The organism is Microbacterium sp. (genome assembly GCF_011620665.1).
GTDB lineage: Bacteria > Actinomycetota > Actinomycetes > Actinomycetales > Microbacteriaceae > Microbacterium.
This window is the reverse complement of record NZ_WOYQ01000045.1, coordinates 1-18,461: the sequence shown is the minus strand read 5'-3', so window position 1 is coordinate 18,461 and position 18,461 is coordinate 1. Positions and strand designations below refer to the sequence as shown.

At 66.6% G+C, this 18,461-nt stretch carries 18 protein-coding genes; 4 read left to right on the top strand and 14 right to left on the bottom strand.

The features are described 5' to 3' along the window. Window positions 1–46: 46 nt before the first annotated feature. The gene (locus QZV81_RS06115; protein WP_292834342.1) at window positions 47–424 is read right to left on the bottom strand and encodes a twin-arginine translocase TatA/TatE family subunit; all 378 of its coding nucleotides are present in this window, start codon (window positions 422–424) and stop codon (window positions 47–49) included. A gap of 70 nt (window positions 425–494) precedes the next feature. Here QZV81_RS06115 and QZV81_RS06110 point away from each other — a divergent pair, with 70 nt between their 5' ends. After that, window positions 495–1,130, top strand: a complete 636-nt coding sequence (locus QZV81_RS06110) for a class I SAM-dependent methyltransferase (RefSeq protein WP_292834339.1) — start codon at window positions 495–497, stop codon at window positions 1,128–1,130. A 95-nt stretch (window positions 1,131–1,225) separates the two neighbouring features. On the opposite strand, the gene QZV81_RS06105 is transcribed toward QZV81_RS06110, so the two are convergent. The 3 genes from QZV81_RS06105 to dapE form a co-directional block, all read right to left on the bottom strand. Further along, window positions 1,226–1,399, bottom strand: a complete 174-nt coding sequence (locus QZV81_RS06105; protein WP_203188199.1) for a DUF3117 domain-containing protein — start codon at window positions 1,397–1,399, stop codon at window positions 1,226–1,228. A gap of 87 nt (window positions 1,400–1,486) precedes the next feature. After that, window positions 1,487–2,689, bottom strand: coding sequence for a hypothetical protein (locus QZV81_RS06100; protein WP_292834330.1), 1,203 nt, complete (start codon window positions 2,687–2,689; stop codon window positions 1,487–1,489). After that, window positions 2,686–3,759 (bottom strand): succinyl-diaminopimelate desuccinylase, encoded by a 1,074-nt coding sequence (gene dapE, locus QZV81_RS06095; protein WP_292834327.1) that lies wholly within the window; start codon window positions 3,757–3,759, stop codon window positions 2,686–2,688. The genes QZV81_RS06100 and dapE overlap by 4 nt, the downstream gene beginning before the upstream one ends. A 43-nt stretch (window positions 3,760–3,802) precedes the next feature. Between dapE and dapD the strand changes: the two genes are divergently transcribed. Continuing rightward, window positions 3,803–4,747 (top strand): 2,3,4,5-tetrahydropyridine-2,6-dicarboxylate N-succinyltransferase, encoded by a 945-nt coding sequence (gene dapD, locus QZV81_RS06090; protein WP_292834324.1) that lies wholly within the window; start codon window positions 3,803–3,805, stop codon window positions 4,745–4,747. 28 nt (window positions 4,748–4,775) lie between these two features. Further along, a complete protein-coding gene (gene ppk2, locus QZV81_RS06085; protein ID WP_292834483.1) occupies window positions 4,776–5,567 on the top strand; it encodes a polyphosphate kinase 2 in 792 nt (263 codons plus the stop codon). 46 nt (window positions 5,568–5,613) lie between these two features. On the opposite strand, the gene QZV81_RS06080 is transcribed toward ppk2, so the two are convergent. The 5 genes from QZV81_RS06080 to QZV81_RS06060 all read right to left on the bottom strand — a co-directional run bounded on the left by QZV81_RS06080 (window position 5,614) and on the right by QZV81_RS06060 (window position 10,017). Continuing rightward, window positions 5,614–6,687: a hypothetical protein gene (locus tag QZV81_RS06080; protein ID WP_292834321.1), complete on the bottom strand. Its 1,074-nt coding sequence runs from the start codon at window positions 6,685–6,687 to the stop codon at window positions 5,614–5,616. A gap of 71 nt (window positions 6,688–6,758) precedes the next feature. Further along, a complete protein-coding gene (locus tag QZV81_RS06075; protein WP_292834318.1) occupies window positions 6,759–8,051 on the bottom strand; it encodes a citrate synthase in 1,293 nt (430 codons plus the stop codon). Between the two features lie 96 nt (window positions 8,052–8,147). Next, window positions 8,148–9,254, bottom strand: coding sequence for a succinyldiaminopimelate transaminase (gene dapC, locus QZV81_RS06070; RefSeq protein ID WP_292834314.1), 1,107 nt, complete (start codon window positions 9,252–9,254; stop codon window positions 8,148–8,150). Beyond that, complete coding sequence (gene fdxA / locus QZV81_RS06065) at window positions 9,254–9,574, bottom strand: ferredoxin (RefSeq protein WP_203190481.1); 321 nt, start codon at window positions 9,572–9,574, stop codon at window positions 9,254–9,256. Before fdxA ends, dapC begins: the two co-directional genes overlap by 1 nt. Before the next feature lie 38 nt (window positions 9,575–9,612). Then, a complete protein-coding gene (locus QZV81_RS06060) occupies window positions 9,613–10,017 on the bottom strand; it encodes a DUF6113 family protein (RefSeq protein ID WP_292834305.1) in 405 nt (134 codons plus the stop codon). A gap of 79 nt (window positions 10,018–10,096) precedes the next feature. Here QZV81_RS06060 and QZV81_RS06055 point away from each other — a divergent pair, with 79 nt between their 5' ends. Next, window positions 10,097–10,438, top strand: a complete 342-nt coding sequence (locus QZV81_RS06055; RefSeq protein ID WP_292834302.1) for a DUF2200 domain-containing protein — start codon at window positions 10,097–10,099, stop codon at window positions 10,436–10,438. 18 nt (window positions 10,439–10,456) lie between these two features. Here the strand turns inward: QZV81_RS06055 and typA are convergent, their stop codons facing one another. From typA to QZV81_RS06030, 5 genes are all read right to left on the bottom strand, one after another. After that, window positions 10,457–12,367, bottom strand: coding sequence for a translational GTPase TypA (gene typA / locus QZV81_RS06050; protein ID WP_292834299.1), 1,911 nt, complete (start codon window positions 12,365–12,367; stop codon window positions 10,457–10,459). 186 nt (window positions 12,368–12,553) lie between these two features. Further along, on the bottom strand, window positions 12,554–14,236 hold the full coding sequence (locus QZV81_RS06045) for an ABC transporter family substrate-binding protein (RefSeq protein WP_292834296.1): 1,683 nt from the start codon (window positions 14,234–14,236) through the stop codon (window positions 12,554–12,556). A 61-nt stretch (window positions 14,237–14,297) separates the two neighbouring features. Continuing rightward, window positions 14,298–16,436, bottom strand: coding sequence for an ABC transporter ATP-binding protein (locus tag QZV81_RS06040; RefSeq protein WP_292834293.1), 2,139 nt, complete (start codon window positions 16,434–16,436; stop codon window positions 14,298–14,300). Then, complete coding sequence (locus QZV81_RS06035; protein WP_292834290.1) at window positions 16,429–17,355, bottom strand: ABC transporter permease; 927 nt, start codon at window positions 17,353–17,355, stop codon at window positions 16,429–16,431. The genes QZV81_RS06040 and QZV81_RS06035 overlap by 8 nt, the downstream gene beginning before the upstream one ends. Window position 17,356: 1 nt before the next feature. Then, entirely contained in the window at window positions 17,357–18,340 is a 984-nt protein-coding gene (locus QZV81_RS06030; RefSeq protein ID WP_292834287.1) for an ABC transporter permease, read from the bottom strand. Window positions 18,341–18,461: the final 121 nt, after the last annotated feature.

The following is an 18,461-nucleotide window of genomic DNA, read 5'->3' as shown; positions in this document are numbered from 1 at the left end:
GGTCATCTTCCGCGGCGGACCGCCGTGAGCTGTCCGCACCGCGGGGTCAGGTGGCTTCCGAATCGAACGGGACGGGCAACGTGCGATCGACCATTGTCGTCGGCATCGACGGCGATGTCGCCGCGATCGAAGCGCCGGCCGCGGCGACCTGAACGGGCGGGACCGGAGCATCTTCCAGAAGCGCGTCGCGAATGATGCGGCGCGGGTCATACTGGCGCGGGTCGAGCTTGCGCCATTCGATGTCGTCGAAGTCCTCGCCCATCTCCTCTTTGACGCGGGTTTTCGCTCCCCCGAGCCATTCCCGGACCCGCACGGTGAACCGACCCAAGGCTTCGGCATAGTGCGGGAGACGTTCGGGGCCGACAAGGATCACCGCAACGATCCCAATGAGCAGGAGCTTGTCCCAATCGAGCCCGAAGAACATGGCTCCAGGCTACCCGTGCGCCTGGCGCCGCGATCACGCACCGCACCGTACGCTGGCTCTGGAGGGCAACATGGCCGAGTACGACGCGATCCGCAGGTTCGTCGATGAGATGACGACCGAGCCCGAATCGATCACGCGGGCGCGCGCGCGCGCCGTCGAGCTCGGAGCCGACCCGATCAGCGCACCCGTCGGCGCGCAGATCGCCGTGCTCGCCGCCACAGCAGCAGCTCTCAACATCGTCGAGATAGGCACCGGGGGCGGCGTGTCGGGCTTGTGGCTTCTCCACGGTTCGCCACGCGCGACGCTGACGACGATCGACAAGGAGCCCGAACATCTCGCGGCCGCTCGCGCGGCGTTCACCGACGCGAAGATCCCGCCCGCCCGTGCACGTTTCATCACCGGACGTGCCGCCGACGTGCTTCCGCGGATGAATGAGGCGTCCTACGACATCGTCCTCGTCGACGCGGATGCCGACGGCGTCATCGAGTACGTCGAACACGGCCTGCGGCTCGTGCGCGTCGGCGGCACCGTCCTCGTGCCCCGCGTGCTCGCGGGCGGCGCCGTCGCCGACCCGGTCCGCCGCGACGTCCTCACGAGCGCGTATCGCTCCCTCGTCCAGGAGACCCAATCCTCCCCCGCGGTCGTCAGCGCCCTGTCGATCGTGGGCGAGGGCCTCTTGCAGGTCACCACGACAGATCGACACTGACACGCGCGACCGCTTCCGAAGGCCGCTGACAGTCCTGACGGCCAGGAAAAGTCGAATGGCCGGTCCGAGGACCGGCCATTCGCGGCGACGGGATGTCAGGCGGCGCCGACGACACCAGCGAGAACGCCGTGAAGTTCTTTGGCCTCTTCATCGTTGACCGAAACGACCAGGCGTCCGCCGCCCTCTAGTGGCACGCGCACGATGATGAGGCGCCCCTCCTTCACGGCCTCCATCGGTCCGTCTCCGGTTCGCGGCTTCATGGCTGCCATGGCGGCTTCCTTTCGTCAGAGGACTACCAGAGAAGTTTACCCGGTCCCGGCGACACCAGACGCTCGCGGGAACGCGACTGCTCCACGTCAGGGGATCCGTGCATACGTGTTCCCGAGAGCGAGCATCTGATAGATCCACCACGCCTGCGCCACGAGCCCGAGCACGAGCATCGTGACGCGCCACGCGACGGACCTCGGCAGCGCCAGCGCGCCGTAGAGCGGAGCGAGCGGCAGCAACAGGCGGAAGACGCTGGACTGGGGGAAGAACACCGCCAGGAGGTAGACCAGGTAGCTCGCCGACCACAGGCGCACCTCGGGTCCGAGTCGGCGCACGTGTCGCGAGAACATGAGCACGGCCGTCGCGGCGGCGACCACCAGAGCGAGAGCGACGTAGCCCAACACCTCGGGAAGTCCCCACAGGCGGAACCAGATCACCGCGGCCTCGATGAAGCCCGAGAACGGAACGAACCCGCTCTCGTCCTCCCCCGTCCAGCTCTGCCGCCAAGAGAGCTCGGTGTCCAGGTATGCGGAAGGATCCCCTGTCACGGCACCCGCGATCAGCTGCCATGAGAACCCCACCGCTGTCGCGAGCGCGCCGAGGGCGAAGATGTGGACCATGTGAGCGGGTGGTAGCGGGTCGACGCGTCGCCGCCACCACCGGTGCAGCCCGTAGAGACCCAGCAGAAGCGCAAACGCGAGGACACCGGGTCGCGTGTAGCCGAGCAGCGGGATCAGCAGGTACAGCCAACCGAATCTGCGCCGCACGAGCGCCCACAGGGCGAGGAACAGCCAGGTCAAGAAGAGCGTCTCGGCGTAGCCCATCTGAAACAGCGCGCCCATGGGTCCGGCAGTAAACAGGGCGACGGCCCAGAGCGCAGAGGTGGCGTCGATCCGCTCGCGCAGCAGATGGAACAGCACCAGAGTCGACACGTATCCGGCGACCAGGGCGAGCAGCACCGCCGCGATCGGGTACGACCCGAGCACGACGCTCAACCCGCGCGACAGCGCCGGATACAGCGGCATGAACGCCCACGCGTTCTGGGCGACGGCTCCGGCATCATCCAGCGGTAGCCTGGCAGGATAGCCCGTCGTGCCCACGAGCCAGTACCACTGACCGTCCCAGCCCATCGACAGCGATCCGAGAGTCGCATCGGCGCCGAAGCGCGACTCCGGGCCCGACAACGCGGCGGCGATCAAGAGGAACGCCGTCGTGATCAGGCGCGCGATGACGTAGACGATCGCGACGCGCAGCGCAGCCGGCGCCGCAGAGCGCCGAGCGCGAACGGTCACGCGCTGAGCCACGCCCGCAAGCCGCGTTCGACGTCTTCGATCTGCGCGACCGGGACGCGCTCTTCGTCGTGGTGGGCCAGGTGCGGGTCGCCGGGACCGTAGTTGACCGCGGGCACGCCCATCGCCGAGAAGCGCGCGACATCGGTCCACCCATACTTGGGGCGCGGCACGGCTCCGACGGCCGCGACGAACTCCTGCGCGAGCGGGGCGTCGAGGCCCGGCCGCGCGCCGGCCGCGCGATCGACGATCTCGACGTCGAAGCCGGCGAAAACATCGCGCACATGGTCGGAGGCCTGCTCCACGGTGCGGCTGGGCGCGAAGCGGTAGTTGACCTCCACTTCGCACAGGTCGGGGATCACGTTGCCGGCGACACCGCCGCCGATGCGCACCGCGTTGAGCCCCTCCCGGTACACGAGGCCCTCGACGTCGATCTCACGCGCGCGGTACTCCGCGAGCCGCGCGAGGACCGGGGCGGCCTTGTGGATCGCGTTCTCCCCGATCCAGGAACGCGCGCTGTGCGAACGGACGCCGTGGGTGCGGACGATGGCGCGGAGGTTGCCGTTGCATCCGCCTTCGACCTGGCCGCCCGAGGGCTCTCCCAGAATCGCGAAGTCGCCGGCGAACAGATCGGGGCGCGCCGCGGCGAGGCGCGTCAGACCGTTGAGGTCGGCGTCCACTTCTTCATGGTCGTACCACATCCACGTGATATCGACGCGAGGTTCGACGAGCTCCGCGGCCAGCTTCAGCTGCACGGCGACGCCGGCCTTCATGTCGACGGTGCCGCGTCCCCAGATGTGCGGCTCGCCGTCTATCATTGCGCCCCGGGTCGGGAGGTTCCGATTGATCGGGACGGTGTCGAGGTGCCCCGCGATCACGACACGCTGCGCGCGTCCGAGGTGCGTGCGCGCGACGATCGTGTCGCCGTCGCGATGGACCTCGAGGTGCCCGAGTGCGGTCATGGCATCGAAGATCAGGTCTGCGAGCAGCCGCTCCTCCCCTGACACGCTCGGGATGTCGCAGATCGTGCGCGTCAGGTCGACAGCGGATGAGGTGAGGTCGAGCGGCGGCATGGCCCCGAGTCTATCGAGCCGGGTCGCCCGCTACCCTGGTGTGGTGACAGTGCAGCGGTGGGTGTGGGGCGCGGGACTGGCGACGATTTCGCAGAACGGCACGGTGTTGGACACATGGTTTCCCGCGCCGGCTCTCGGCCGCTCCCCCGAGGAGGTCGACACGTCGCAGCTCGACCCGCTCGTGGGCGCGGATGAGCGTCGAGAGGTGAGCACCGAAGTGGTCATCGTCGATGTCGATCTGGATGCCGCACCCACCGGCACGAGCGATGCCTACCTGCGCCTGCACGCGCTGTCTCATCTGCTCGTCGCGCCGAACGATCTGAACCTCGCGGGAGTCTTCGCGCACCTGCCGGTCGTGGCGTGGACCAATGCCGGGCCCGTCCACCCGGATGATGCCGCCCGACTGCGCGGTCGCCTGATGCGCGCCGGCATCCAGGTGCAGGGGCTCGACAGGTTTCCGCGACTGACCGACTATGTCACGCCCACGGGCGTGCGCATCGCCGATGCCTCTCGTGTTCGCCTGGGCGCCCACCTCGCCCCGGGTACGACCGTGATGCACGAGGGCTTCGTCAACTTCAACGCCGGCACCCTCGGCGCATCGATGGTCGAGGGCCGTGTTTCGCAGGGCGTCGTCGTCGGCGACGGCAGCGATATCGGCGGTGGCGCCTCGATCATGGGAACCCTCTCCGGCGGCGGCGCGCACCGGGTGTCGATCGGCGCACGGACGCTGCTCGGCGCCAATGCGGGCATCGGCATCTCGCTCGGCGATGACTGCGTCGTCGAGGCGGGCCTCTACGTCACGGCCGGGTCGAAGATCTCGCTCGCGTCCGAGCCGCCGCTTGACGACGGCACGCGACCCGTTGTCAAGGGCGCTCAGCTGTCCGGACAGAACGGCATCCTGTTCCGTCGCAATTCGATCACCGGCGCGATCGAAGCGGTCCGCCGCTCGGGGGTCGGCGTCACGCTGAACGAGGCCCTGCACGCCTGACGGGTACGCTCGGGGCATGAGCGAGCGGATGCCGAAGAATCTGTATGAGCGCGAGATCAAGGCGCTGCAGGCGCGATTGGTCGACATGCAGGCCTGGGTGCAGGACACCGGCGCCCGCGTCGTCGTGATCTTCGAGGGCCGCGATGCCGCCGGCAAAGGCTCGACCATCAGCCGCGTCTCACAGTACCTCAACCCCCGGGTGACCCGCGTCGTCGCGCTGCCGACCCCGACCGAGCGCGAGAAGAGCGAGTGGTACTTTCAGCGCTACGTCGCACACCTTCCCGCCGCGGGCGAGATCGTGCTGATGGACCGCTCGTGGTACAACCGCGCCGGGGTCGAACGCGTCATGGGCTACTGCACGAACGCCGAATACCACCGGTTCCTGCGTCAGGCGCCGGTCTTCGAGCGGATGCTGGTCGAGGACGGCATCCTGCTCCTGAAGTACTGGTTCAGCGTCTCAGACGTCGAGCAGGAAAGACGATTCCGCTCCCGGAACGACGATCCGATGCGGCGCTGGAAGCTCTCGCCCAACGATGTCCTCTCGATCACCAAATGGGAGGACTACTCGCGCGCGAAGGATGCCATGTTCGTGCACACCGACATCCCCGAGGCACGCTGGCACGAGGTCGACAACGAGGACAAGCGCCGTGGGAGGATCAACATGATCCACCATCTTCTCTCGCAGATCCCCTACACGCTGGTCGAGCGCGAGCCGATCGAGATCCCGCCGCGGCCGGCTTCCCACGGGTACCAGCGCCCGCCGCGCGAGCTGCAGAACTATGTGCCGGATTTCGTGGGGAGTCTCCTCGCCGGGAAGTAGGCGATCCGGTGACAGTGTCCGAAATCGTCCGTTCGCGGTGCGTCCGTCAGCCGCGCCGCCAGGGACCGACCGGCTCCTCGGCAGTCCAGATCACGCGGGGGGCGATACCCGGCCGCACGAGACCGGTGAGCCAGTACGTCTCGTCGGGGCCCCATCCGCCGATGACGGACGAGTACTCGTCGTCCACGACGATCTCCCGGGTCGCAGCGGTCAGGTAGCACCAGGTCGTCAGGTGCACGGCATCCCATTCGCCGGCGACGCGACCCCAGTCCGGCAGGAGCCACCGCCCCGCGCGCCCGGTCGTGCGGTACCAGTCGTGACGCCTGCTCGCGGTGACCTCCAGTGGATACCGTGCGCACAGGTGCGCCCAATCCGCCTCGGAGCGGATCTCAAGGGTCCGCCCGGCACCCGCAACCGGAATCGCCACGGCACGCGTCCACCCGAATCCGTCTTCGACGAACGGTATGCCGGCCGGCAGCCCATCCGGCCGCTCGCCTGTCGTGTGGGGCGCACCCCACGGGTGCGACCACCAGTTACCGCTGAACATCGCGGTCGGATCCTCCGGTCGCTCCCGCGCGGCACGCTCTTCCTCCGCTCGGGTGGACGCACTCCAGCGCGTCGCGGCGTCGAGCGGCAGTCCGAACGGCGACGCGTCACCGACGGGATCGAACTCGATCGCCCACTGGTCGGCGGTCCGGGCGCGCCTCCACCACGCCGCAGCGGAGTGCGCGCTCACCTGCGCGGCGACCCCGCCGAGCGCCGAGAGGACGCCGAGATCTGCGGCCACGATGTCCGCACCGTCCGGCTCCTGCCAATACCGTGCGGCGTCGACCGAACACCGCAGCGCCTCGTCGAGCGCGGCGGCGCTCACCTCGAGCTGCGGCAGCTCGCGGATGAGCGAGGCGAGGTCTCCGAGGGTCGCCGCCGCATGCACCGGCCCGCCGGACTCGAAGGCGACTGCATCCCCGGTCCACCCGAAGCGCACGACGGGCGCACCCGCGGCGACATCGGCGTTGTAGGCCAGATCGAACAGCGCCTCCCTGACCCGCGAGTCGGCTTCGCGGGCGATCTCGAGGCAGACACGACGCCCGCGGGGGCCCGCGAGGAGGTCATGGCTCATCCCTCGATCATCCCACGCACCGCCTGCCGCGCGAGGCGCGGCACCGGATCCGCAGGCCGACCCCGTGCCGGTCAGGCCCCGGGGTAGTCCCGCGCGCCGGCGCCGGTGTACAGCTGCTGAGGGCGACCGATCTTGGTCTGCGGGTCGTTCTGCATCTCGGTCCAGTGCGCGAGCCAGCCCGGAAGGCGCCCGATCGCGAAGAGAGGCGTGAACATGCGCGTCGGGAAGCCCATCGCCTTGTAGATCACGCCGGTGTAGAAGTCCACGTTCGGATACAGCCGGCGCTCGCGGAAGTAGTCGTCCTTGAGTGCGATCTCCTCGAGTTCCTTCGCGAGGTCGAGCAGCGGATCGTGCACCCCGAGCTCGTTCAGCACCTCGTCGGCGGACTCCTTGACGAGCTTCGCGCGCGGATCGTAGTTCTTGTAGACGCGGTGGCCGAAGCCCATGAGCTTGACTCCGTCTTCCTTGTTCTTGACCCGTTCGACGAAGCGCTCAACGCTCTCACCGGAGTCACGGATGCGCGCCAGCATGTCGAGCACAGCTTCGTTCGCGCCGCCGTGCAGCGGACCATAGAGGGCATTGATCCCCGCCGAGATCGACGAGAACTGGTTCGCTCCGGTGGATCCCACGAGCCGCACCGTCGAGGTCGAGGCGTTCTGCTCGTGGTCCTCGTGCAGGATCAGCAGGCGCTCGAGCGCGCGCGAGGTGACGGGGTTGACCTGATAGACCTCGGCGAGATTGCCGAAGTTGAGCTTGAGGAAGTTGTCGACGAAGCTCAGCGTGTTGTCGGGGTAGAGAAACGCCTGACCGACGCTCCGCTTGTGCGCATACGCCGCGATCACGGGCAGCTTCGCGAGCAGTCGGATCGTGTTCATCTCGACATGCTCGGGGTTGTTGGGGTCGGACTGGTCCTCGTAGTAGGTCGAGAGGGCGGCCGTGGCCGCCGAGAGCACCGACATCGGGTGCGCCGTGTGCGGCAGCGCCGAGAAGAAGCGCTTCAGGTCCTCGTGCAGCAGGGTGTGGTGACGGATCTTCTCATCCCAGTCGCCGAGCTGGTCGGCGGTGGGGAGATCGCCGTAGAGCAGGAGCCACGCCACTTCGAGGTAGGTGCTGCCTTGGGCGAGCTGCTCGATCGGATACCCGCGGTAGCGGAGAATCCCCGCGTCGCCGTCGATGTAGGTGATCGCGGATTTGGTCGCGGCGGTGTTGACGAAGCCGTAATCCAGACTCGTGTGGCCGGTCTGCTTCGTGAACGTCGAGAAGTCGACGCTCGGAACCCCTTCGGAACCTGCCAGAATCGGCAGCTGGGCGGTCTTGTCACCGACAGTGACAGTGGCCGTCTGGGGGTTGCCCGTCTCGCTCACGAAGCCTCCTAGCGTTCTCTGAGTCCCTACAGCCTAGTGGCCGCTCGGGCCTACTCCGATCGGACCCAAAGGATGCCCCCTTATGTAGGAGGATCGCTACGAACCGGCGAGTCGTCGCGCCGCTTCGGCGATACGCTCGTCGCTCGCCGTGAGCGAGAACCGCACGTGGTCGGGAAAGTGCGCACCGTAGAAGTGTCCCGGACCGGCCAGGATGCCGTGCTTCGCGAGCCGCCCCATGCTGACCCACGCGTCGTCGCCCTCGGACGCCCAGAGGTACAGACCCCCCTCGGATCGGTCGATGCGGAAACCGGCCCGCTCGAGCGCAGGGCGCAGCACCGCACGACGAGCGCGGTAGAGCTCCTTCTGTGCCCGCACATGCCGGTCATCACCCAGTGCCGCCGTCATCGCAGCCTGCACGGGGCCCGGCACCATGAGTCCGAGGTGCTTTCGTGCCGTCAGCAGGCGGGCGATCAGCGCGGAATCGCCCGCGGCGAACGCGGCACGATACCCGGCGAGGTTGGACTGCTTGCTCAGCGAGTACACCGACAGCAGGCCTGTCCTCACACCGCTCGTGACGCGCGGATCCAGGATGCTGGGCACCGGGGCCGACGCCCACTCGCCATCCCAGCCGAGCTCGCCGTAGCACTCGTCCGAGGCGATGACCGCACCGAGCGCACGTGCGCGCGCCACGGCGGCGCGGTAGTCGTCGACGCCCAGCACGCGACCATCCGGATTGCCCGGCGAGTTCAACCAGATGAGCTTGGTACCCTCGGGCCACTCGGCCGGATCATCCGCGGCCACCGGCGTCGCCCCGACCAGGCGCGCGCCGACCGCGTACGTGGGATACGCCGCGCGCGGATGCACGACGATGTCGCCGACGGTGATGTCCAGGAGCAGAGGCAGGAGCGCCACGAGCTCCTTCGATCCGACCGTCGGCAGCACCTCATCGACTGTGAGCCCCGGAACGCCGCGGCGACGGGCGTACCACGCGACGATCGCCTCCCGCAGAGCGGATGTGCCGGCCGTCTGGGGGTACGCGTGCGCGTCCGCAGACGCCGCGATCGCCGCGACCACCACCTCCGGCGCCGGGTCCACAGGAGACCCGATCGACAGATCGACGATTCCCCGGGGATGCGAGCGAGCGGTCTGCGCATACGGCGCGACGGCATCCCACGGATAGTCGTCGAGGTCGCGGACCGCCATCAGTGGGTCTGCGGCGGAAGCGCCGAGATGACCGGGTGATCCTTCGCGATCACGCCCACCTTGGCCGCTCCGCCCGGCGAGCCGATGTCTTCGAAGAACTCCACGTTGGCGGTGTAGTAGTCCTGCCATTCGCTCGGAAGGTCGTCTTCGTAGTAGATCGCCTCGACGGGACACACAGGTTCGCACGCGCCGCAGTCGACGCACTCGTCGGGGTGGATGTAGAGGGAGCGCTCGCCCTCGTAGATGCAGTCGACGGGGCATTCGTCGATACAGGCTCGATCCTTCACATCCACGCACGGGAGCGCGATCACATACGTCACGCCGTCCAGTCTAGTTCGTGGTCCGAGCGTCCCAGGGCTCAGGCACCCCGCTCGACCGCATCCGCCGGCATCCCGCCGGCGGGAAGCTTCGGCCAGGCGATCACGACCGCCGCGATGATCGGCACCGCGAGGGTCCAGACGATCCCCGTCGACAGCGCACCCTCCGCGGGCGCCGGCACCACGACCGAGCCTCCCGGACCCTTGCCCGAGAACACGAGAGTCGAAAGCATCGCACCCACCGCGGTTGCCAGCGTCGTCCAACGGTCATCCGTCAGCAGCCGAACGGCCGCCAGCAGACCGCCGACGCCGATCAGTGCGACGACGAGCCCCAGCGGGAACCATCCCCCGGAAGCTGCCTGACCGATCGTCCCGGCGATGCCGTAGACGATGCCGATCACGAGGGAGACGGCCCAGGTGCCGATGCGTGCCAGGTGCGTTCTCACCCGCCGATCATACGTCGGCGCCCGTTGACGGAGGGTTCATCGCGGCCGCTCGGCTGACTCGCCAGCTACCCTGGCAGTCATGAGCAGGATCTTCGGCATGAGCGTCGCGTCGGTCTATGTCCACTACGTCGCGAAGGCGGAACGCAAGGGCCACACCAGGGCAGAAGTCGATGAGGTCACGCGGTGGCTGACCGGATACTCCCCCGCGGAACTCGACGCCCATCTCGCCGGCGGCACGACCTTCGAGGACTTCTTCGCCTCTGCGCAGCTGAACCCGAACGCGGCCCTGATCACGGGGGTCATCTGCGGCATCCGCGTGCAGGAGATCGACGACCCCCTCATGCAGAAGGTCCGCTACCTCGATCTGCTCGTCGACGAGGTCGCACGCGGCAAGGCGATGTCGAAGATCCTCCGCGCCTGACCGGTCTTCGAACCGCGCTCAGGCGCCGGCGTCCTGACGCTTCAGGCGCGCCGCGGCGCGGCCGCGCGAGGTGGCATCGAGGTCGACCTTGCGGATGCGGACGACCTCGGGGGTGACCTCGACGCATTCGTCGTCGCGGGCGAACTCGAGGCTCTCCTCGAGGGTGAGCAGGCGCGGTGGCGTCATCGACTCGAAGGTGTCCGAGCTCGCGGCGCGCATGTTCGTGAGCTTCTTCTCCTTCGTGATGTTGACGTCCATGTCATCCGCACGCGAGTTCTCGCCGACCACCATCCCCTCGTAGACCTCCTGAGTGGGCTGCACGAAGAAGGACATGCGCTCCTGGAGCGCGATCATCGCGAACGGCGTGACCACGCCGGTGCGGTCGGCGACGATCGATCCGTTCTGACGTGTCGAGATCTGCCCCGCCCACGGCTCGTAACCGTGGGCCAGTGCGTTGGCGATGCCGGTGCCGCGTGTGGTCGTGAGGAACTCGGTGCGAAAACCGATGAGTCCGCGGGAGGGGACGATGAACTCCATGCGCACCCAGCCGGTGCCGTGGTTCGTCATGTTCTCCATGCGTCCCTTGCGGGCCGCGAGAAGCTGGGTGATCGCGCCGAGGTACTCCTCGGGGGCATCGATCGTCAGGTGCTCGAACGGCTCGTAGGTCTTGCCGTCGATCTTCTTGGTGACCACCTGCGGCTTGCCGACCGTGAGCTCGAAGCCTTCACGGCGCATGTTCTCGACGAGGATCGCAAGGGCCAGTTCACCGCGGCCCTGCACTTCCCAGGCATCCGGTCGCCCTATGTCGACGACCTTCAGCGACACATTGCCGATGAGCTCCCGGTCGAGGCGATCCTTGACCATGCGCGCCGTGAGCTTGTGGCCTTTGACCTTGCCCATCAGCGGGGAGGTGTTGGTGCCGATGGTCATCGAGATCGCGGGGTCGTCGACCGTGATCGCCGGCAGCGGCCTCACGTCGTCGGGATCGGCGATGGTCTCGCCGATCGTGATGTCCTCGAAGCCCGCGATGGCCACGATGTCTCCGGGTCCGGCGGATTCGGCGGGATAGCGCTCGAGGGCGCGGGTCTTCAGCAGCTCAGTGATGCGGGCATTGCTCGTCGAGCCGTCTGCGCGCACCCAGGCCACGGTCTGGCCCTTCTTCAGCGTGCCGTTGAAGATGCGCAGCAGCGCGAGGCGCCCGAGGAACGGGCTCGAGTCGAGGTTGGTCACCCACGCCTGCAGCGGCGCCGCATCGTCGTAGGCGGGGGCCGGCACGTGCTCGAGGATCGCCTCGAACAGTGGCTCGAGATCGGCATTGTCGGGCAGCGAGCCGTTGTCGGGGCGAGTGCGCGATGCGGCGCCGGCGCGACCGGAGGCATAGACCACCGGCACGTCGAGCAGCGCGTCGACATCCAAGTCGGGCACGTCGTCGACGAGGTCGGATGCAAGGCCCAGCAGCAGGTCGTGCGACTCTTCCTCCACCTCGGCGATGCGAGCGTCCGGGCGATCCGTCTTGTTCACGAGCAGGATGACGGGCAGTTTCGCCTCGAGCGCCTTGCGCAAGACGAAGCGCGTCTGCGGCAGGGGGCCCTCGCTTGCGTCGACGAGCAGCACAACCCCGTCGACCATCGACAGCCCGCGCTCGACCTCGCCGCCGAAGTCGGCGTGGCCGGGAGTGTCGATGACGTTGATCGTCACCGGAGTGTCGGTGTGGATGCCGGAGTACGTGATCGCCGTGTTCTTGGCGAGGATGGTGATGCCCTTTTCGCGCTCGAGGTCGTTCGAGTCCATGGCACGCTCTTCCATGTGCTCATGGGAGCCGAACGAGCCGGTCTGGCGGAGCATCGCATCGACGAGCGTGGTCTTTCCATGGTCGACGTGCGCGACGATCGCGACGTTGCGAAGATCCGAGCGGAGGGCGTGCGCCATGGATGTGTCCTTGCCAGGTGGGGGAGAAAGTCGATCGCTGTCCGCGGAAACGCAGACGTGCGCCCCTCCAGCGTACCGCAGGGTTCCTTGGGGGTCGCCCGGCGGCGCAGCGAGCGCAACGGGGCGGACTCCCGAAGGAGGCCGCCCCGCATTCCTGCGTGATCAGCTGATCAGCTGATCAGCTGATCAGCTGATCGCCCAGCCAACCGTGGTCCAGTCGATCGACTCGAACTGAGTGGCACCCCAGTTGACGAGTCCATCCTTGACCGCGTACACGTTCGGCAGTGGTGCGAGCGGGAACATCGGAACGTACTCCCAGATCACATCGTTGATCTGCTTGGCGATCTCGACGCGCGCGGCCGGGTCAAGCTCCGAGTTGACCTGGTCGTACAGATCACCCAGTCGATCGTCGGTGGTGCCCGTGAAGTTCGACTCCGAGTCCAGTGGGTAGAACAGCGCCTCAGACGACGAGATCGGGAACGGCGTACCGACCCATGAGAACGACACCATCTCGAAGTTGCCCGGGATGACATAGTCGCTGAAGTACTGCTGCGCCGGCACGGTTGTCAGCTCAACGGGGATGCCGAAGTCGCCCAGGTCGGCCTGGACCTGCTCAGAACGCTGGATGTTCGTAGCCGTGTCAGCTGGAACCGTGATGCTGAGCTTGAGCTGCTCGCCGTCCTTGGTCCAGGTGTCGCCTTCCTGGGTGTAACCGGCGTCTTCGAGGAACTGCTTGCCTGCCTCGGGGTCGTACGGCAGCGCCTTGTCCTCGTACCCGTTCTGGCCGGGCATGAAGATGTAGTCGCCCTGGGTCACCGGCGGGGCGTCGACGGGCGTGTTCGCCGAAGCGGCAATGCCCTCTCGGTTCACGATCGAGGCGACGGCCTTGCGGACGTTTACGTCTGCAAGGGGGCCCGACTTCGCGTTCATGGTCACGTGGGTCCAGGTGAGACCGCCTGAGGTCTGGATTTCGGCATCCGAGCGAGTCTGTGCGGTCTGGTAGAGGTCAGCGTTGGCCGAGATGTACAGTGCGTCGATCTCGCTGTTCGCAAAGGACGCGCCCTGCTGGTCCTGGCTCACGGCCTTGTAGAGGACTGTCTCGAGCTTGGGTGTCTCGCCCCACCACGCAGGGTTGCGCTCGAGCGTCACGACCTGGCCCGTGACATCGATGTTCGAGATGCGGAACGGTCCGGATGATGGAACAGCCGTCTCGCGGTAGCCGTTGTTGTACGCTTCAGGGTCGCTGGAAATCTCTGCGGGCAGGAGGCCGCCGGTGAACAGGGCTTGCCAGTCGGCGTAGACAGACGAGAAGGTGACCTGCATATCGAACTCGTCGGTGCCCTGCTCGATCGACGAGATGTCCTCAAATCCCGCGGTGGATGCGGGCGTGTACGCCTCGTTGGAGCCGTTCTGTGCAGCCCAGAAGGCCTGGTAGTCGGCGACCGTGATCGGCGTGCCGTCTTCCCACACTGCGTCCGGATTGAGCTTGATCTCCACGACCTGAGGGTCGTCGCTCGTAACTTCGGCGGAGCTCGCGTAGTTCTCATCGACTACGGGAGTGCCATCTTCCTCGACCATGATCGGGCCACCGGTTGTGGCAGCGACGATGTCCACGGTGTCGGACTCGTTGCCGTCGACCTCGTTGATGTTGAACTGGACGGGAAGGGAACTCACCGCCAGGGTCAGTGTCCCGCCGTCCTGAACATCGGCGGCGTCTGCTCGCACCCAAGCGGTGGCGGGAAGTTCGTCGGTGTCCGTCGCCGAGCCTGAGCTGCTGCCGGTGTTTCCGGCTGCGCAGCCCGTGACGATGAGCGCCGCAGCGCCGAGCATCGCCAAAGAGCCGAGCGCCCTCGCACTCTGATTTCTCATGTGATCGTTCCTCTCGATTTTTTTTGGGGCCCTTCGTTGCGCGGTGCCGCGACGAGGGAGTTCACAGTGTGGTGGCCGTCTCGGACGAAGCCACGATATCGACGAGCGCCGACTGGTCGACGTGGTGGCAGGCCACGCGCACGCTGCCGTGCGGCAACAGTGCGGGCTCGTTGTCGCGGCACCGCTCCTGCCGCGACGAGTCGAGCATCGTGTAGAGCGGGCACCGGGTTCGGAACCGGCAGCCGCTGATCTCCTGCGTCGGGCTCGGAAGATCGCCATGCAGAAGAATCCGCGCTCGACCACGCTCAATGCGTGGATCCGGGATCGGCGCCGAGGAGGTGAGCGCCTTCGTGTACGGATGCCGGGAGTTCCCGAAGACGTCACCGATGGGCCCCTGCTCGACGACGGCACCCAGATACATGACGGCGACATCGTCGGCCATCTGGCGGACGACCGCAAGATCGTGCGCGACGAAGACGTACGAGAGACCGAGCCGGTGCTTGAGGTCCTCGAGAAGGTTGATGATGCCAGCCTGGATCGACACGTCCAGCGCGGACAGCGGCTCATCGAGCACGATGACCGAAGGGTCGGTTGCGAGCGCACGGGCAATGCCGATGCGCTGTCGCTGCCCACCGGAGAACTCATGAGGGTAGCGATCGGCCATCGCGGGGTCGAGTCCGACGAGTTCGAGAAGCTCCACAACCCGTTGGTCCCGGTCCTGCTTTGAGGCTCCCTGAACGAGGAGCGGCTCGCTGATCACCTCACCGATCGGAAGGCGCGGGTCGATCGCACCCATCGGGTCTTGGAAGACGATCTGAACGTCCTTGCGCAAATCGTGCCGCTCGTTGCGGGACAGCGTCGCGACGTCCTTGCCCTGGATAGTGATCTTCCCGTGCTGTGGCTTGGTCATCTCCATGATCTCGAGGATGGCGGTGGTCTTGCCACAGCCCGACTCCCCGACGAGACCGAGGGTGCGCCCCGGATGCAGCGAGAAGCTGACACCATCGACCGCGCGGACCGTGCCGATTCGGCGAGGGAAGATCGCGCCCTTCATCAACGGGAAATGCCTCTTGAGATCCTCGACAACGATCACGGCCTCATCGCCGGCATCGGCGATGTTCTCGGACGGCAAGGGCTCGGGCCGAGGGAACACTTCGGCGCGATTCAGCTCGCCGCGAACGATCTCGTCAGCGCGGATACAAGCCGCCAGGTGCAGAGGCTCGGCTCCCCGGTCGTGTGCCGCAAGGGCAGGTTCGACCGAGCGACATTCGTCCACAGCGATCGGACAACGGGGCGCGAACGGGCATCCGGTCGGCAGGCCGTTCAGAGACGGCGGACGCCCCTCGAGCGGCACAAGCCGGTGGCTGCCGGCGGTGAGCATATTCGGCACGGAGCGGAGAAGCCCGATCGAGTATGGCATGTGCGGATTGTGGAAGATCTGATCGGTACTGCCGATTTCTACGAGCTTTCCGGCGTACATGACGCCCACTCGATCGGCATGTCCGGCCACGACCCCGAGATCGTGCGTGATGAGCACGACGGCAGCTCCGGTGATCTCCTTGGCCTTCTCGAGCACGTCGAGGATCTGAGCTTGAATCGTCACGTCGAGGGCCGTGGTCGGCTCGTCCGCGAGAATGACCTTCGGGTCGTTCGCGATCGCCATCGCGATCATGGCGCGCTGTCGCATACCGCCGGAGTATTCATGCGGGAACGCACGGGCGCGACGAGGCGCGTCTGGAATGCCGACCACCTTGAGAAGTTCGATCGCGCGTGCTTCTGCCGCCTGCATGGAGAGCTTCGAGTCGTGCACGCGGAGCGCCTCCGCGATCTGCTGACCAACCGTGTAGACCGGCGTGAGCGCCGACAGCGGGTCTTGGAAGACCATCGCCAACTCCTTGCCACGGACGCGGGAGAGTTGAGCGTCGTTCATATCGAGTAGCGAGCGGCCTTCCAGCTCGATGGCACCCTCGACCTGCGCAGTGGAGGGCAGCAAGCCCATCACTGCAAGAGACGAGACCGATTTGCCCGAACCCGACTCTCCAACGATGCCGAGGAACTCCCCAGGGAAGACGTCGTAAGAGATGCCGCGGACAGCCTTGACCGGATCGCCGCCGCGCTGCGGAAAAGTGACGCTCAGTTCGCGCACGGAGAGGAGTGGGGTGCCGTGCGGCCGTCCACCGCGGGAGATGAGCTCAGCCACGGTTCGCTCCGGATGTCGGGTCGATCGCGTCGCGCAGGGCGTCGCCTATGAGACTGATTGCGAAGAGCAAGATGATGAGCACCAGAGCGGGGAAGACGAACAACCATGGCCGAGTGAGGGCGGCCGACGTCCCGTCGGCCAGGAGGGTGCCGAGGGAGACATCGGGCTTCTGCACACCGAAGCCGAAGTAGCTCAGCGAAGTCTCGGCCATGATCGCCGAGACAACACCCAGCGTCGCATCGATGATCAACAGCGATGCGATGTTCGGGATGATGTGGCGCCGCAGGATCTGTCCCGTCGGCATACCCATGTAACGCGCAGCGCGCACGAAGTCCCGATTGCGCAACGAGCGCGTCTGACTGCGGACAACCTGGGCCATGATCATCCAGCTGAAAATCGCGAGGAAGATCGTCAGAGCGACCCATGAGAGCCCCTTGTAGATGGGGCTGAGCAGAACCAGGATGAAGAACGAGGGGATCACCAAGAGCAGGTGCACGAACCAGCCGATGACGTTGTCCACCCATCCACTGAGATATCCCGCGGTGGAGCCGACGACGGCGGCGATGAGCGTCGCCGCGGGACCCGCGATGAGACCGATCACGAGCGACTTCTGCAATCCAGAAAGGGTCTGCGCGTAGAGATCCTGACCGATCGCGTTGGTGCCGAACCAGTGTAGAAGCGTCGGGCCCATGTTCATGTTGAGGGGGTCCCGGGTCGTCGGCGACCATGCGTAGAGTGCGGGGCCGATGAAGGCCCAGAGAATGACGAAGGCGATGACGGAGGCGCCGACCCAGAACCTCGGCATCCCGCTCACACGTAGCCAGACCAGCCGGTTGCGCGACATCGGGCGACGAGCTGGTCCGACGGCCAGGTCTGAATGCAGGGAGCGTTCGACGGCCTCTTCCTGAGTGGTGGTCATCTCAGCTCCTGACTCTCGGGTCGAGCGCGGCATAGAGAATCTCGGAGAGCGTGGATGACAGCAGCACGAGAACCGCGATGTACAGAGTCGAGCCGGCCATCACATTGATGTCGTTTTTGGATACTGCCTCGAGCGTGAACTGGCCCATCCCGCGCCAGCTGAAGACGATCTCAAGCATGGCCGATCCAGCGATCAACGTGCCGAAGCTGTACGCGAAGAACGTGGTCATGGGGATGAGCGCGATACGCACGCCGTGTCGCACGAGTGCAGTGTTGCGTTGAAGACCCTTCGAACGAGCGGTGCGGATGTAATCCGCCCCCAGAACGTCAAGCATGACGCTGCGCTGGTAGCGCGAGTACGAAGCCGCTCCGATGAGCGCCAGGGCGATGGTGGGCAGCAGGAGGTGGACGGCGCGGTCGAGGGCGAGATCCCACCACGAGCCAGAAATTCCGGCCGTGTACTCGCCGGTGAAGCGGATCGCCTGCGATCCGATCATGTTGTTGAATGCCGTCGCGGCGATCATCAAAAGCACACCGATGACGAAGGTGGGCATCGCGAACACGAGAAAGGACGTGTACGTCACGATCTGGTCGCTCACGCGGTACTGACGAACCGCACCCCAGACGCCGAGCACGACGCCGAGAATCGCCCCGATGACCGAACCGATGAGCAGCAATCGCAGGCTCGCACCCGAGCGGGCGACGATTTCCGCGGTCACCGACTGGCCGCCCACTGTCGTACCGAGCGAGAACTGCGTGAAGAGGTTGACGAGCCATTCCCACAGTCGGACCAGAACGGGAACGTCCGGGTTCACGCCCATCGCATTCAACGAGGCATCAATGGACGACTGCGGCGGCCGGGGGTTCATGCCGTAGAACCGCTCGGCCGGGTCGAGGATCACGCTCGCGAGGATGTAGGCCATGCACGTCGCCACCAGCGAGAGAATCGCGTAGTTGATGAACCGTCGGATGATGTAAAACGTCATCGGGTGGCACCCGGTCGCACGGGAACGGCGGCCTGCATCTGCACGGATCTTCTTTCGTCCAGCAGTCGCCGCCTGACGGGCAACGACTCAATGGTTATCCGGTGGATAATCCGGTGACTAG

Excerpts from the sequence above, each read along its gene's own strand:
- QZV81_RS06030 (WP_292834287.1), bottom strand. The coding sequence starts at position 18,340 with ATGACGTTTTACATCATCCGACGGTTCATCAACTACGCGATTCTCTCG.
- dapC (WP_292834314.1), bottom strand. The coding sequence starts at position 9,254 with ATGGCGGTCCGCGACCTCGACGACTATCCGTGGGATGCCGTCGCGCCG.
- QZV81_RS06035 (WP_292834290.1), bottom strand. The coding sequence starts at position 17,355 with ATGACCACCACTCAGGAAGAGGCCGTCGAACGCTCCCTGCATTCAGAC.
- QZV81_RS06080 (WP_292834321.1), bottom strand. The coding sequence starts at position 6,687 with ATGAGCCATGACCTCCTCGCGGGCCCCCGCGGGCGTCGTGTCTGCCTC.
- QZV81_RS06115 (WP_292834342.1), bottom strand. The coding sequence starts at position 424 with ATGTTCTTCGGGCTCGATTGGGACAAGCTCCTGCTCATTGGGATCGTT.
- dapE (WP_292834327.1), bottom strand. The coding sequence starts at position 3,759 with ATGCCGCCGCTCGACCTCACCTCATCCGCTGTCGACCTGACGCGCACG.
- QZV81_RS06055 (WP_292834302.1), top strand. The coding sequence starts at position 10,097 with ATGAGCAGGATCTTCGGCATGAGCGTCGCGTCGGTCTATGTCCACTAC.
- QZV81_RS06110 (WP_292834339.1), top strand. The coding sequence starts at position 495 with ATGGCCGAGTACGACGCGATCCGCAGGTTCGTCGATGAGATGACGACC.
- QZV81_RS06045 (WP_292834296.1), bottom strand. The coding sequence starts at position 14,236 with ATGAGAAATCAGAGTGCGAGGGCGCTCGGCTCTTTGGCGATGCTCGGC.
- typA (WP_292834299.1), bottom strand. The coding sequence starts at position 12,367 with ATGGCGCACGCCCTCCGCTCGGATCTTCGCAACGTCGCGATCGTCGCG.
- QZV81_RS06105 (WP_203188199.1), bottom strand. The coding sequence starts at position 1,399 with ATGGCAGCCATGAAGCCGCGAACCGGAGACGGACCGATGGAGGCCGTG.
- ppk2 (WP_292834483.1), top strand. The coding sequence starts at position 4,776 with ATGCCGAAGAATCTGTATGAGCGCGAGATCAAGGCGCTGCAGGCGCGA.